At 63.3% G+C, this 12,242-nt stretch carries 14 protein-coding genes; 5 read left to right on the forward strand and 9 right to left on the reverse strand.

Translation table 11 applies throughout. The annotated features are described in order from the left end of the window. Positions 1–5 precede the first annotated feature (5 nt). The 4 genes from ACSQ2Z_RS15945 to ACSQ2Z_RS15960 form a co-directional block, all read right to left on the reverse strand. Positions 6–560: an HK97 family phage prohead protease gene (locus ACSQ2Z_RS15945; RefSeq protein ID WP_436082081.1), complete on the reverse strand. Its 555-nt coding sequence runs from the start codon at positions 558–560 to the stop codon at positions 6–8. Positions 561–602: 42 nt separating this feature from the next. Beyond that, complete coding sequence (locus tag ACSQ2Z_RS15950) at positions 603–914, reverse strand: DUF6107 family protein (RefSeq protein WP_436082082.1); 312 nt, start codon at positions 912–914, stop codon at positions 603–605. 249 nt (positions 915–1,163) lie between these two features. Beyond that, positions 1,164–2,315, reverse strand: a complete 1,152-nt coding sequence (locus ACSQ2Z_RS15955) for a phage portal protein (RefSeq protein ID WP_436082083.1) — start codon at positions 2,313–2,315, stop codon at positions 1,164–1,166. A gap of 383 nt (positions 2,316–2,698) precedes the next feature. Further along, positions 2,699–3,343, reverse strand: a complete 645-nt coding sequence (locus tag ACSQ2Z_RS15960; RefSeq protein ID WP_436082084.1) for a hypothetical protein — start codon at positions 3,341–3,343, stop codon at positions 2,699–2,701. A 170-nt stretch (positions 3,344–3,513) separates the two neighbouring features. Between ACSQ2Z_RS15960 and ACSQ2Z_RS15965 the strand changes: the two genes are divergently transcribed. Further along, on the forward strand, positions 3,514–3,663 hold the full coding sequence (locus tag ACSQ2Z_RS15965) for a hypothetical protein (RefSeq protein ID WP_436082085.1): 150 nt from the start codon (positions 3,514–3,516) through the stop codon (positions 3,661–3,663). A 349-nt stretch (positions 3,664–4,012) separates the two neighbouring features. On the opposite strand, the gene ACSQ2Z_RS15970 is transcribed toward ACSQ2Z_RS15965, so the two are convergent. Both ACSQ2Z_RS15970 and ACSQ2Z_RS15975 read right to left on the reverse strand, forming a co-directional pair. Then, positions 4,013–5,224 (reverse strand): DNA-packaging protein, encoded by a 1,212-nt coding sequence (locus ACSQ2Z_RS15970; protein WP_436083097.1) that lies wholly within the window; start codon positions 5,222–5,224, stop codon positions 4,013–4,015. Positions 5,225–5,570: 346 nt separating this feature from the next. Then, on the reverse strand, positions 5,571–6,146 hold the full coding sequence (locus tag ACSQ2Z_RS15975) for a hypothetical protein (protein ID WP_436082086.1): 576 nt from the start codon (positions 6,144–6,146) through the stop codon (positions 5,571–5,573). Positions 6,147–6,408: 262 nt separating this feature from the next. Between ACSQ2Z_RS15975 and ACSQ2Z_RS15980 the strand changes: the two genes are divergently transcribed. Beyond that, a complete protein-coding gene (locus ACSQ2Z_RS15980) occupies positions 6,409–6,768 on the forward strand; it encodes an MmcQ/YjbR family DNA-binding protein (protein WP_436082087.1) in 360 nt (119 codons plus the stop codon). A gap of 9 nt (positions 6,769–6,777) precedes the next feature. Here the strand turns inward: ACSQ2Z_RS15980 and ACSQ2Z_RS15985 are convergent, their stop codons facing one another. Then, positions 6,778–7,239, reverse strand: a complete 462-nt coding sequence (locus ACSQ2Z_RS15985) for a YcgN family cysteine cluster protein (RefSeq protein ID WP_436082088.1) — start codon at positions 7,237–7,239, stop codon at positions 6,778–6,780. Positions 7,240–7,343: 104 nt separating this feature from the next. Here ACSQ2Z_RS15985 and ACSQ2Z_RS15990 point away from each other — a divergent pair, with 104 nt between their 5' ends. The 3 genes from ACSQ2Z_RS15990 (at position 7,344) to ACSQ2Z_RS16000 (ending at position 10,983) form a co-directional block, all read left to right on the forward strand. After that, positions 7,344–9,638: a transglycosylase domain-containing protein gene (locus tag ACSQ2Z_RS15990; RefSeq protein WP_436082089.1), complete on the forward strand. Its 2,295-nt coding sequence runs from the start codon at positions 7,344–7,346 to the stop codon at positions 9,636–9,638. A gap of 219 nt (positions 9,639–9,857) precedes the next feature. Further along, on the forward strand, positions 9,858–10,445 hold the full coding sequence (locus ACSQ2Z_RS15995) for a DUF1214 domain-containing protein (RefSeq protein WP_436082090.1): 588 nt from the start codon (positions 9,858–9,860) through the stop codon (positions 10,443–10,445). After that, a complete protein-coding gene (locus tag ACSQ2Z_RS16000) occupies positions 10,438–10,983 on the forward strand; it encodes a DUF1254 domain-containing protein (RefSeq protein ID WP_436082091.1) in 546 nt (181 codons plus the stop codon). The genes ACSQ2Z_RS15995 and ACSQ2Z_RS16000 overlap by 8 nt, the downstream gene beginning before the upstream one ends. 202 nt (positions 10,984–11,185) lie before the next feature. On the opposite strand, the gene ACSQ2Z_RS16005 is transcribed toward ACSQ2Z_RS16000, so the two are convergent. Both ACSQ2Z_RS16005 and ACSQ2Z_RS16010 read right to left on the reverse strand, forming a co-directional pair. After that, positions 11,186–11,368, reverse strand: coding sequence for a hypothetical protein (locus tag ACSQ2Z_RS16005; RefSeq protein ID WP_436082092.1), 183 nt, complete (start codon positions 11,366–11,368; stop codon positions 11,186–11,188). 394 nt (positions 11,369–11,762) lie between these two features. Next, the gene (locus tag ACSQ2Z_RS16010; protein ID WP_436082093.1) at positions 11,763–12,041 is read right to left on the reverse strand and encodes a hypothetical protein; all 279 of its coding nucleotides are present in this window, start codon (positions 12,039–12,041) and stop codon (positions 11,763–11,765) included. Positions 12,042–12,242: the final 201 nt, after the last annotated feature.

Consider the following 12,242-nt stretch of genomic DNA (forward strand, 5'->3'; position numbering starts at 1 on the left):
TTGTTTCAGAGCTTCATCATCCGGGCCGCCCGCCGCATGGTGCGCACGAGCTCCGTTTCCTTGTCGCGGAAGAACCGCGCATTCTTGACGTTCGAGACCCTGGCCGATGGCAGCATCGGAAAGGTCACGATCGAGATTTCCCAGAGGTCGGCTTCGAGGATGCGGCGCACGCCGCTCCTGTCGGTTTTCGCCTTCACGGTCTGGAAGCCGATCGACAGCCCGTCGAGCGCGCCCGCCTTCATCAGCTGGTGCACCTCCTTGGCGCGGGTGACGCCGGGCGAAAGCAGCCCCTCGACATAGAGCCCGCGTCCATCCTCGCGGATCGTCTTCCAGGCGCCGAGCGGCTCGCCCGGATCGTGCTGGAACAGCATGCGCACGCCCGCGGCGCCACGCCGGGCAAGAGACTGCGCAAAGGCCCCCGGCTCGATCGCATCCTTGCCGAGGTCGACCTCGCCGAAGATGCTGGCATAGCCGGAAAAACGCCCCTCGCCGGTCACCCCGGCAAGCGTCAGATTGGCAAACTTCTTCGTTCGCCAGACAGGCAAGCTGTCGGTCGTCATGTGATGTCTCCGATATCTGGAATGCGGCGCCGGTTGCCGCCGTTATCTTCTGCCGTAGCGTTCCGCTACCCGCGCCACGGCGCCGAGCACCCACCAGGCCGACAGGCTGGCAGCCGCCGATCCGGTCAGCATGACCTCGGTGCCGGACAGACTGCCGGCAATGCCGAGCTTGGTCACAATCCACAGGCCCACGGGCCCGCCGAAGATCAGCCCGCAGAGCAGGCCGCTAAAGAAACGAGAGCCCGCCTCGCGCTTGCCCTTCGGCAGCATGTAAACAAGCGACACGGCAGCGCCTGCCGCAGAGCCGATGCCCTTGGCCGCCCAGAGGCTCGCATCATTGCCAAAATCAGCCATTTGTTAAGCCCTTGATGCTACTGTTGGAATTGATCATTGCTGACGCAACCGCAACCTTCTCACCGAGGGTCAGGGATCGCTTGACGCTGCGTCAGCCACGGAAATTCCCGAGTCTTTTGAATCGCTTGGCCACCCCTCTTCGAAGAGAGATTCACGGCGCTCAGAATTTGATTCAAAGCCGTGGGAGATTGAGTCCGGATCGCCCGTCAAACCTCTGAACCATTGTGCAATTCAGCCTCGCGGCAGTCCTCAATACCCCACCGCCTGCCGCTTCTCTTCGTCCGTCAGGAAATCCGCGTCCTTCATCCGTGCCCAGACCTCGCTGCGCTCTCCCGTCAACCCGGTCACCTGGTCGAGGTCCGGCACCAGCTTCAGCGCCTCGCCGAAACGCGCCGACAGCCAGCCGGACAGCGACGAGGCCGTGCGGCCGATCAGCGGCAGCACCGTCAGACGATAGAAGGCCCGGTTGGCCTCCTGGTAGTTGGCATAGGTGTTGTCGCCGGGAATGCCGATCAGCATCGGCGGCACGCCGAAGGCGAGCGCCACGTCGCGCGCCGCCCCGTTCTTCGCCTCGACGAAATCCATGTCCTTCGGCGAAAGCCCCATCGCCTTCCAGTCGAGCCCGCCTTCGAGCAGCAACGGGCGGCCCGCCCGCATCGGCCCTGAATAGCCCTCGTCGAGCTCCGTCTTCAGCCGGTCGTACTGGTCGGCCGAAAGATTGCCGCCCTCCTTCGGCTGATAGACGAGCGCGCCCGAAGGCCGGGCCGAATTGTCGAGCAGCGCCTTGTTCCAGGTCGCCGCCGCATTGGAGAGATCAAGCGCCATCTGTGCTGCCGCCAGCGGCGGAAATCCTAAGTGATCGTCGAGCGGATGAAAAAGCCGCAAGTGCAGCAACCCGCCCTCGCCCGCCGCGATCCGCCGCACATGATTGCCGACTCGGTAGTCATAGGCCTCCGGCCAGCCGTCGCGTCCCTCGCGAATGCTCACCCGGTCCGGCCGCAGCAGATGCAGCTCGCGCAGGTCCTCGCCGATATTGACCGCATCGACATAGGCATTGCCCGAGAGCAGCAGATGGCCATAGAGCGTCTCCAGGAAATCGACGCCGGCCATGCGGCCATTCGGCCGCGAGAGCAGCGCAAGCAGCGGGTGCTCACTGCGCTCCTCGGTCCCCTCGTAGAGCAGCAGCGGCACCGCTGCCGCCGCTTCCGAAATCAGCCTGACGGCCCGGTGCGCCACCGGATTCTTCATGAAGCCCTCGCGCGCCAGCGCCGCATAGGACCGCCCGGTCCAGTGCGCCCGCCCCTCATGCGCGATCGCGATGAAGCCGGAAGCAGCCTTTGTTTCGCGCAAGCGCTCACTCTCCGCCGGGCGCCGCCACGGCAGACGAAATGGATTTTTCATTGTCTCGATCCTCGAATGCACCAGTGGGTGGGTCTGAAACCGCAATAGCATCTCCCCCACAAGGATGGAGATTGGGGGACTCGTGTTTCCGATGTCCCCCTCAAGGGGCAGAACATTGCATATCGATATTGCGGCTTGCTACCTCTTCTCCCCGCGGGGAGAAGGTGGCGCGAAGCACCGTATGAGGGGGTCGGCTGGCTCCGAAGTTGCCGAGAAAAACCCCTCATCGCCTCGCATGCGCTCGGCACTTCTCCCCGCTGGGGAGAAGAGGGTGCCTGTCGCAGCGCCTTCGATCCACAATGCGACGCCAGCCCTTCCGTTGACCGGGGAGAAGTGGCCGGCCTTCTTCTCAAACAAAGAGTGGCATCATTCGAACACAGCGCTTAAGCGGCAGACCGGCCGACCGCCGGCGGCGCGCCCGATGCCAGCCTGAGCGCTGCGAGATACTGTTTGCCGTAGCTCGCCACCAGCTCCGCCTTGTCGCGGCCGTTGATGATCCGCCGGGCGCCCGTCCAGCTCTCGCGGGAAAGAGAGAAATAGTCGCCGAGTCTCTTGCCGGTGAAGGCGCCGCCCTGCATGCCCGCAAACAGGATATCGACAGCGACCGCAAGCTCCATCGCCCGCTCCGGATGCGCCACCAGGTCGATCCCCGTCGCCGCCGCCATCTTCGCGTAGTTCTGCCTGTGCGTCAGTTGCACCAGCCCGCGCCCGAGCCAGCTTTTGCCGTCCGCGTCCCGCCGCCAGTAGGGCGTGGACACCGACGGCAGCCGGCCCTTGTGGAACTGAGCCTCGAGAATGGCGATCGCCCGCTCGTCGCTCCTGGCAAAGGTCTCGCGCAAAGGCTGCATCGTCCGCCCCGTCTCGTGATGCGCGGTCGCCAGCATATAGGCGAGCCAGCGCCTGTCCGCCGGCGCCGGCATCCGTGCCCAGCGATCGAGAATCGCCGTCAACCCGTCGACCTGGCCCTGCTTCAGGACTTCGTCGAAAAGTGATGCACGTACCGCTTTGAAAAAGATTGCCCTATCCATCGCTGTTCTTCCTCCACTGCCGTTCACCAGGTCGGAAAAAAGTCGTGTCTCTAAATCGATTTAACCGATTTAAATCGTTTAAAATATTTAATCTGCTGATTTACTTTGTCTTTCGGATGTGGAACTTGAAGACAGTAATATGACATTGCCCTTTCATCGAGGAGGATCGCATGAACGCAGAGACGAAGATACAAGCCGACCCCACCCGCGCCACTGTCCCCCAGCACATCCTCGACCGCTTCGAAAACGCATGGCAGCAGATGCGCCTCAACGCCTCCTCCGCCCAAAAGCCGTCCACCAGTACCGACGACAAACGCTGATCATCCCATCCTGATTTCTTCCACCGCATTGCCTCGTCCGGCCCGACGTTTCGGCGCCTCGACGCCACCGGTGGCTGCAAAACCAAAGAGAGGATCGCCCATGCCGGCCCAGCAAATCTCCCAGGCCCAGTTCGAACGCCTCGAAAACGAATGGCGCCAGATGCGCGAAAGCGCTTCCGAAACCCCAAAACCTTCCCCTTCCACGCCGCGCAAATAGCCGAGCGTGCGCTCCTCTTGAGGGGGAGGGTCGGAGCGAAAGCTCCGGGGTGGGGTGACTTTCCGCGACACGCAAATGGATCACCCCCACCCGCGACTTCGCCGCGACCTCCCCCTTCAAGGGGGAGGTAGATCAAATCCCCCTGACCCGCGGCTCGCCGCCGCCTTCCAGCATCAGCGCCGTCAGCGCCCAGACCAGCGCGTCCAGCCGGTCCGGCGAGCGTCCCGATGATAGCCCGTCCGGGCCGAAATCGCACATCTGGTCCTCAAGCACCGGAAACGAGCCGGCATGCACAACCCGCCCCTGCTCGTAGAGCGCGGCGACCGGTTCTGCCCGCAGCCATTTTCCGCGCGAGGCCCTCACCGCCGTCACCGGCAGTTGCGCGTCGATGCCCTTCAATACCGCCTGCACCATGTCGCCGCCCTGGTTAACCTCGGCAACGATCCGGTCGGCATCAAACCGCCGATAAGCCTTGACCACGGCACCCGCCCATCCGGCCGGGCTCGCGCCCTCGACCGAGCAGTCCGCCAAAACGACGCCGCGCCCGGTCCGGTCGAGGCCTGCCACAATGATACCACAACAGGATTCCCGTCCCATGCCAGACGGCGGATCGACCGCGACGACGATGCGGCCGAGCGGCCCGGCGTCGCGCAGCTTCAACGCCTCGATCGCAGCCCGCGACCAGAGCGCATCCTCGCGGTCCTCGATCATCTCGCCGTCGAGTTCCTGCCGCCCGAGCCGCGTGCCGCCATAGCGCCCGGCCATGGCGTCGAGAAATCCGGGCGCCAGATTCTTCGCATTGTCGCTCGTGCGGATTGTGCGCGTCAGCGTGCCGGGATCGGCGATCAGCGCCTTCAGGACCGGCACCGGCCGCGGCGTCGTCGTCACCAGCGCCCGCGGATCGTCGCCAAGCCTCAGCGCAAACTGCAGCATGTCCCATGTTTCCTGCCCATGTTTCCATTTGCCGAGTTCGTCGCACCAGGCATAGTCGAACTGCGGCCCGCGCAGGCTTTCCGGGTCCTCGGAGGAAAAGATCTGCGCCACCGTGCCGTTCGGCCAGACGAGCCTGCGCCGCGACGCCTCGAACTCCGGCCGGTTTTTCCAGGCGATCCGGCAGATGCCGGAAACGCCGTCGATCATCACCTCGCGCGCATCCCCCAGCGTCTCGGCCACCAGCGCGATCCGCAAGCCCGACCGAGCGGTTTTGCCCGCCGCCAGTTGCTGCACCCATTCGGCGCCCGCCCGCGTCTTGCCCGATCCGCGCCCGCCCATCAAAAGCCAGACCCGCCAGTTGCCGGAGGGCGGCATCTGTTCGTCGCGCGCATTTTCCGTCCAGCACCGCATGAACCTGAAGAGGTTCGGTCCTGTATGGATTGGTTTTCCCACAGTCTCCTCGACCGTGGCGCTGCCAACTCCGGCCAGCGGCTCCGCAGTGCTCGGCAACGGGCCGCCCTCGTCCGCCACTTTCGGCCCCCTATCGTCGCCGTCTGGCGCTGCATCGTATGAGGGAGCCTCAACCGCCACGCCGTCATCCACCGCTTTGGAAGTCGTTAGCGGCGGCGTAAGTCCAGCGTCGAGTGCCTCGATCAGTTGCCGGCCATTGTTTCGCCCTTCCAGCACTTTGCCCATTTCCCGATCGAGATCATCTTCCAGCTCGAAAAACTGCCGCGCCGCGTCGACGAGCCACGGCTCAGGAGGGTCCGCCGCCTCGCGGCACGCCGACGGCGTCCGTAGCAGGCGGGTGCTCTGCCGCAGCATTCTTTGCCGCGCCTTCAGCTTCTTGGCGCTCTCGCGACAACCGGATGGCCCGCTCCTCGACGCGGTTGTTGAATTCGCGCACAAGAGCGTCGTACCCTTCTTCATCCAAATTCTGCTCCGCCTGCAGTTCCCGGTCGCGGACGATCGTCCTCTGCAGGCTGTCGATCTTTTCGAGTGTCCGCACGATCAGCGACATCGCCTCGATGCTCGCCTTGGCGTCGGCCTGGATCAGCTTGCGATCGATGTCCCCCTCGGCCTCCGCCTCCCGTTCACGCGCCGCCTCGCGCAGCCGCTGGAACTGCTGCATCTGCTCGCGCAGTTCCTTGGTCATGCCGTTCAGCATGTCCTGCAGATCGTCGAGCGAGGTGCGCTCGGCCTTCGTGTCGAGAATGACGTGCCGCGCCATGGCCTCGAGTTCCGCCTCGCCGCCCGGCCGCAAGCCATCATAAACCGGCGCCTTCGGCCAGAAACCAAAGAACTCCGGATCGAAATCCAGATCAGATGTCATCGCAATGTCCTTGAGAGCAGCGTATCGTTACGCCGATGATGCAGGCGCCGGATATCACCCCTCCCCTTGAGAGGGAGGGTCGGAGCGAAGCTCCGGGGTGGGGTGACCCTTTCGAAGAGAGGGCGAAACCGCCACCCCACCCGCACTTTTCCGACTGTGCCATAACCCTATCAAACCACCGTCACGGCTTCAAGGATTATTTTCCTATACGGGATAATTTTCTTAATTTTGTACATTTAGCGATGCGTGGTAATCTTCCGCCATGAGAGCCGAAGACTTGGAAAAGCGGGCTTTGAGCCTGCCGGGCGCGGTGGAAAGCGACCATTTCGGCAAACGCGATTTTCGCGTTGGCAATCGCATCTTCATGTCCCTGCCGGAGGCCGGCCGTGCCGTCTTCAAGTTCACGCCCGATCAGCAGAGGATGCTGATCGAAACCGAGCCCGGCGTCTGCGCCGCCGTCCCCGGCGGCTGGGGCGAAAAGGGTTGGACCTCCGTCTGGTTCACCGATGCCGAAGAGGACATCATCGACCACGTGATGGAAACCGCCTGGCGCAACGTCGCCCCAAAAAACCTGCAGAAAAACGAGGTAACCCTGCAGAAATCCGAGGAGCCTGCCGAATAACCCCGCGCTTCAGCCTTTTGCGCCTACCATCAGCGGCCACTCCACCAGATAGTCCTCGAAATCCTCGACATCGACATTATCCTCGCTCACCGTGCGGCCGCGCACGGAAATGCCCGCCTGATGCACCGTCTCCGGGTCGCCGGACACAAGCGGGTGCCACCAGTAGAGATCATGCCCGTCGCGCACCAGCCGGTAGCCGCAGGTCGGCGGCAGCCAGGCGAGCGTCTCGACCTCCTCCGGCGTCAGCCGGATGCAATCGGGCACCGTCGCCTGCCGGTTCGCATAGTCCTTGCAGCGACAGCTCTCGCCATCGAGCAGCGTGCAGCCGATATTGGTCCAGGCGATCTCGCCCGTCTCCCAGTCTTCAAGCTTGTTCAGACAACAGAGCCCGCAGCCGTCACAGAGGCTTTCCCACTCCGCAGTCGTCATCTCAGCCAGGCTTTTCGTCTTCCAGAAGGGCTCGGCGCCCATGATTTTCACACTTTCAGGTGTTGGATTTCAGCGACAATTTTACAAAAGATTGCCGGTTTTTTAAGGCTCATTATCGATATCGCCATAGAATAGAAACCCGCCCCATGCAAATATCGGCCGGAGATGCCGAGCCATCAGGACGCGAGACCGCCGTGCAGGATCCACGCCAAGACGACAACCGGACGGAGGAGGACAGCGGCCCGCCGGATGACCGCCCGCGGAAGCGCCATATCCTGCTGCGCATCGACAGCTGGATCGATTCGACCGTCTGGAACGCCGGCTTTAGCCTCGGCGTCTGGTGGGAGGACATCACCATCTTCTTCCGCCGCTTTACCGTGCGCGGCTGGAAAAAGGCGCTGTTCGAGGTGCTCGGCGAGTGCATGACCTGGGGCACCGCCGGCTCCGTGCTGATGCTGGCGCTGGCGTTGCCCGCCTTCGAGGAGACCAAGGGCAACTGGCGCGCCCAGAGCGATTTCGCCGTCACCTTCCTTGATCGCTACGGCAACGAGATCGGCCATCGCGGCATAATCCATGAAGATTCCGTGCCGATCGACGAGCTGCCGGACACGCTGATCAAGGCGGTGCTGGCAACGGAAGACCGCCGCTTCTTCGACCACTACGGCATCGACTTCCTCGGCCTGTCGCGCGCCATCTCGGAAAATGCCCGCGCCGGCGGCGTCGTCCAGGGCGGCTCGACGCTGACGCAGCAGCTGGCCAAGAACCTGTTTTTGTCGAACGAGCGCACCATCGAGCGCAAGATCAAGGAGGCCTTCCTTGCCGTCTGGCTGGAAAGCAACCTGTCGAAAAAGGAAATCCTGCGGCTCTATCTCGACCGCGCTTACATGGGCGGCGGCACGTTTGGCGCGGCCGCGGCCTCGCAGTTCTATTTCGGCAAGGCGATCACCGATATCAATCTCGCCGAAAGCGCCATGCTCGCCGGCCTGTTCAAGGCGCCGGCGCGCTACGCACCGCATGTCAACCTGCCGGCTGCCCGCGCCCGCGCCAACGAGGTCCTGACCAACCTCGTCCAGGGCGGCCTGATGACCGAAGGACAGGTGATCGCCGCCCGCCTCAACCCCGCGACCGTCATCGATCGGGCGCAGGTCCGTGCCCCCGATTTCTTCCTCGACTGGGCCTTCGACGAGGTGCAGCGCATTGCCGCCCCCTTTGCCCAGCACTCCCTCGTTGTGCGCACCACGATCGACATGGGCCTGCAGCAGGCCGCTGAGGAATCGGTTGAATCGAGCCTTCGGCAATATGGCGAAAGCTACAAGGTCAAGCAGGGCGCGTTGGTGATGGTCGAGAATGGCGGCGCCCTGCGCGCCATGGTCGGCGGAAGGGACTACGGCGAAAGCCAGTTCAACCGCGCCACCAAGGCGCTGCGCCAGCCGGGCTCGTCCTTCAAGGTCTACACCTACACGGCCGCCATGGAAAAAGGCTTCACGCCGGAATCGGTGATCAGCGACGCGCCGATCACCTGGCGCGGCTGGTCGCCGCAGAATTACCGCCGCAGCTATTCCGGCCGCGTCACGCTTCTGACCGCCATCGCCAAATCGATCAACACGGTTCCGGTCCGCCTCGCCAAGGATGAACTCGGCACCGAGATCATCGCCGCCACGGCAAAGAAGATGGGCATCGAAACCCCGATCCGCACCGACAAGACCATGCCGCTCGGCACGTCGGAAGTGACGGTGCTTGACCAGGCGACAGCCTACGCCGTCTTCCCGGCCGGCGGCCTTGAGGCCCGCCGCCACGGCGTCAGCCAGATCCTCAATTACGACGGCGATATCCTCTACGATTTCGGCCGCGACGCGCCACCGGCCAAACGCGTCGTGAGCGAGAAAGCCAACGCCAATATGAACTCCATGCTGACCCAGATCCCGATTATCGGCACCGCCCGCAAGGCGGCGCTCGACAACGGCATCGTCGTCGGCGGCAAGACCGGCACGACGCAGGCCTATCGCGACGCCTGGTTCGTCGGCTTCACCGGCGACTACACGACCGCCGTCTGGTTTGGCAATGACGACTATACCTCGACCAACAACATGACCGGCGGCTCGCTGCCGGCCATGACCTTCAAGCGGTTGATGGATTACGCCGAGCAGGGCATCGAGCATCGCGCCATCCCCGGCATCGAAAACCCGCTCCCGGGCCCGGACGCCAGGAAGAAGGAGGCCGAGACCGCCGCCGCCAAGCCCGAGGACGAAAACGCGCTCCCGCCCCTCGTGCGCCCCCGCTCGCTCTCGTCCAACGTCACCCGCCTGTTGAAATCGATTGCCGAGAAATTCAACAGCGCGCCGCCCCTGAAAATCCCGCCCGACCTACCCGGCAAGGTCGCCGTGATCGATCCCCAGCGTACCGGCGAGATCGTCAAGGGAGGGCGGAATGCGGGACGCTGATGTTTGCAGGTCCACCCTCCCCTTGAGGGGGAGGGTCGGCGCGAAGCGACGGGGTGGGGTGACCCCTTGTGCGTTCCTGACGATCACCCCCACCCGCGGCTTCGCTGCGACCTCCCCCCTCAGGGGGGAGATGTCCCGGAGGGACAGAGGGGGGTACGCCGCGACGAACTCAAAGCGCCGTTCGCCTGCCATCCAACCTTCATCCCCAAGGTAACCCTCTTGTTCCGCATCCCGTTCCTCGTCGCCCTTGCCCTGTCCGTCGCCTTCGGCGTCGGTATCGCCTCGACCGTCTCCGCCTTGAAGGCGACTGTCGGTTTCGGGGCGATCGCGCTTGGGCCCTGGGTCGCCTTTCCGGATGTGCAGACAGAAAACACCGACCCTTATGCCAAGGCGCACCGGGCGCGCGCGGGCAAACTTCTTTACGGCAGCGCCGAAGGCCTGCAGTTCACCGCCGCCATCGACAGCGACGGTAAAAAGCTTTCCTCCGGCTGCTCCTACGACATCACCGGCATCACCCCGCCCGCCCGATTCTGGACGCTCTATGCCACCAATGCCAACGATCAGCCGATGAAAGCCGATCCGGCGCTTCCGGGCGCGATCAATGCCTGGACCGTGCTCAGACAGCCGGACAGTTCTTTCATCATCCACGTCTCCCCAGTCGCTGAGCCCGACAACTGGCTGGCAATCCGCCGCGTCGGTGCCTTCAAGCTGGTGCTGACGCTGCTCGATACCCCGACCGCCGGCTCCTCCGGCCTCATCGATCTTACCATGCCGAAGATCGTCAAGACGGGGTGCCCGGATGCGTAGCATTCTCTTCGCCATCCTCGTCGGCCTCGTCGGCGCGGCACTCCTGCACATCGTCATCATCCTTGCGCTGCCGCAGTTCACCGGCAAGGATGCCTATAGCCGGGTGCTCGGCCTCTACGAGATGGACAGTTTCTTCCCGCTCACCAGCGAGCCGGGCCCGACCGGCCTTGCCAATGAGGATCCGTTTCTGCGCGTCGCCGTCTGCGGCTTTTCAGTCAGCACCGGCCCCGCCCGTTTCATCGCCAAGGGCGCGGTCCCGTTCTGGTCTCTGTCGATTTATGACGCTGATTCCAATGAGATTTTCAGCATGAACGACCACACGGCGGTCAACGGCAATCTCGATCTGGTGATGGCGACGCCGATCCAGCTGGTCGATCTTAGAAAAACGCCGCCCGAAAGCCTTGCCCAGTCGATCGTGGTCGAGATGCCGGATGAGGAAGGTTATGCCGTCTTGCGGGCGCTCGCCCCAAGCGGCAGTTTCGAAGAGCCGGTGCGCAACTTTCTCGCCGAGTCGAGCTGCGAGCCATTCCGGCGCTGAGCCCTGGCGCTGAGGCCTGGCGCTGAGGCGCAAAAAGTCGAAAGTCGCTTGATCGTGGCTCATGCCGCCGATCGAGCCGCAAATGCCGCGGCCGCTGTCGAATATCCAGCGGTTGTCTCTCATCGCAGGGCATGTGCCAGAAAAAGTGCCACGGCGGGGATGAGCGGCACCGGCCTGAAACATCTCGCTATTTCTTGGTATCTCAGTGTTTCTTGGTATGGTCGGGAACCGGTTGCGGCGGCATTGCGGCGTGATCGCCCTCCAGCCGCTCGTAGCGGATGCCGGTAAACAACAGGACGACGGCGTTGCTCGGCGCAACGGAACCCATCGCCGGTTTTGGCGGTGCCCGCGTGAGACGGTCCTCTATTCGAATAACTTCTGCCATGCTCGTCTCCAAAAATCTGGTTGAGACGGATGAACTATCGTTTATCTCACCCTGCCCGTTCTGCGGGCCGACGCGTTCCTTCAAGCTTTCGCCCGGACATCTGCGCCTTTCTCGTTTGCTCCTTCTTCCGGGACACCCGGATCTCATGCCATTCGTGAAAGCGAGTCGCCTGGATCGAGTGATCTGCCAGGCTGTCCGATTGAGCCATACGATAGTTAATAGCTCCTTAACCGTCAAAACCCTAATCCTAGCGATAGAAATCGCTGTTGCCGGTGATCTGACCAACTTTGCCCGGACGATACCACCGGACAGAGCCTTGCGCTTTCAAAAACGACAATAGACGAGCAATTGAAGCGCCGCCGTTCCGAAGGGAACAGGGCAACACCCGGACGGGTCACCGCCTTGCCAACAATCCGATGACGAAAGCGACCCCGGCGATCGCCAGCAGGGTCGATACGGGCTCCTCGCGGACACGCTCGCGCAGACGCTCGGTCAGCACTTCGGCTTCGGACGTCACGACGGCCCTCGCGCCCGTGCCGATGGCTGAAACAGTTTCTGTCAGCCGGGCAATCTCGGCGCGCAATTCGGCGATCTGGTTGTCGAGATCGACCCGTGCGGCACTCGCCTCGACGTCGACTTCGTTCGGTACGGATGCGAATTTCTTTTCGACCATGTCAGGGCTCCTCTTCCAACGTCGCTTCAACGCGCCAGCCTGTCTTTGGTTCCCGTTTTTTTCAGCTGCCCCGTTCCCGGCAGGCGCCATTCGCCCTCTCCTCGCGCCCCTCCCCGGAACGAAGGGCCTGGCTTTCGCGTTTCTCCGTGAAACGCGCACGGCCTTTAATAGGTGTCATCTCAAAAAAGACATAAAAACAAA

This window comes from Pararhizobium sp. LjRoot235 (assembly GCF_964254145.1).
GTDB lineage: Bacteria > Pseudomonadota > Alphaproteobacteria > Rhizobiales > Rhizobiaceae > Pararhizobium.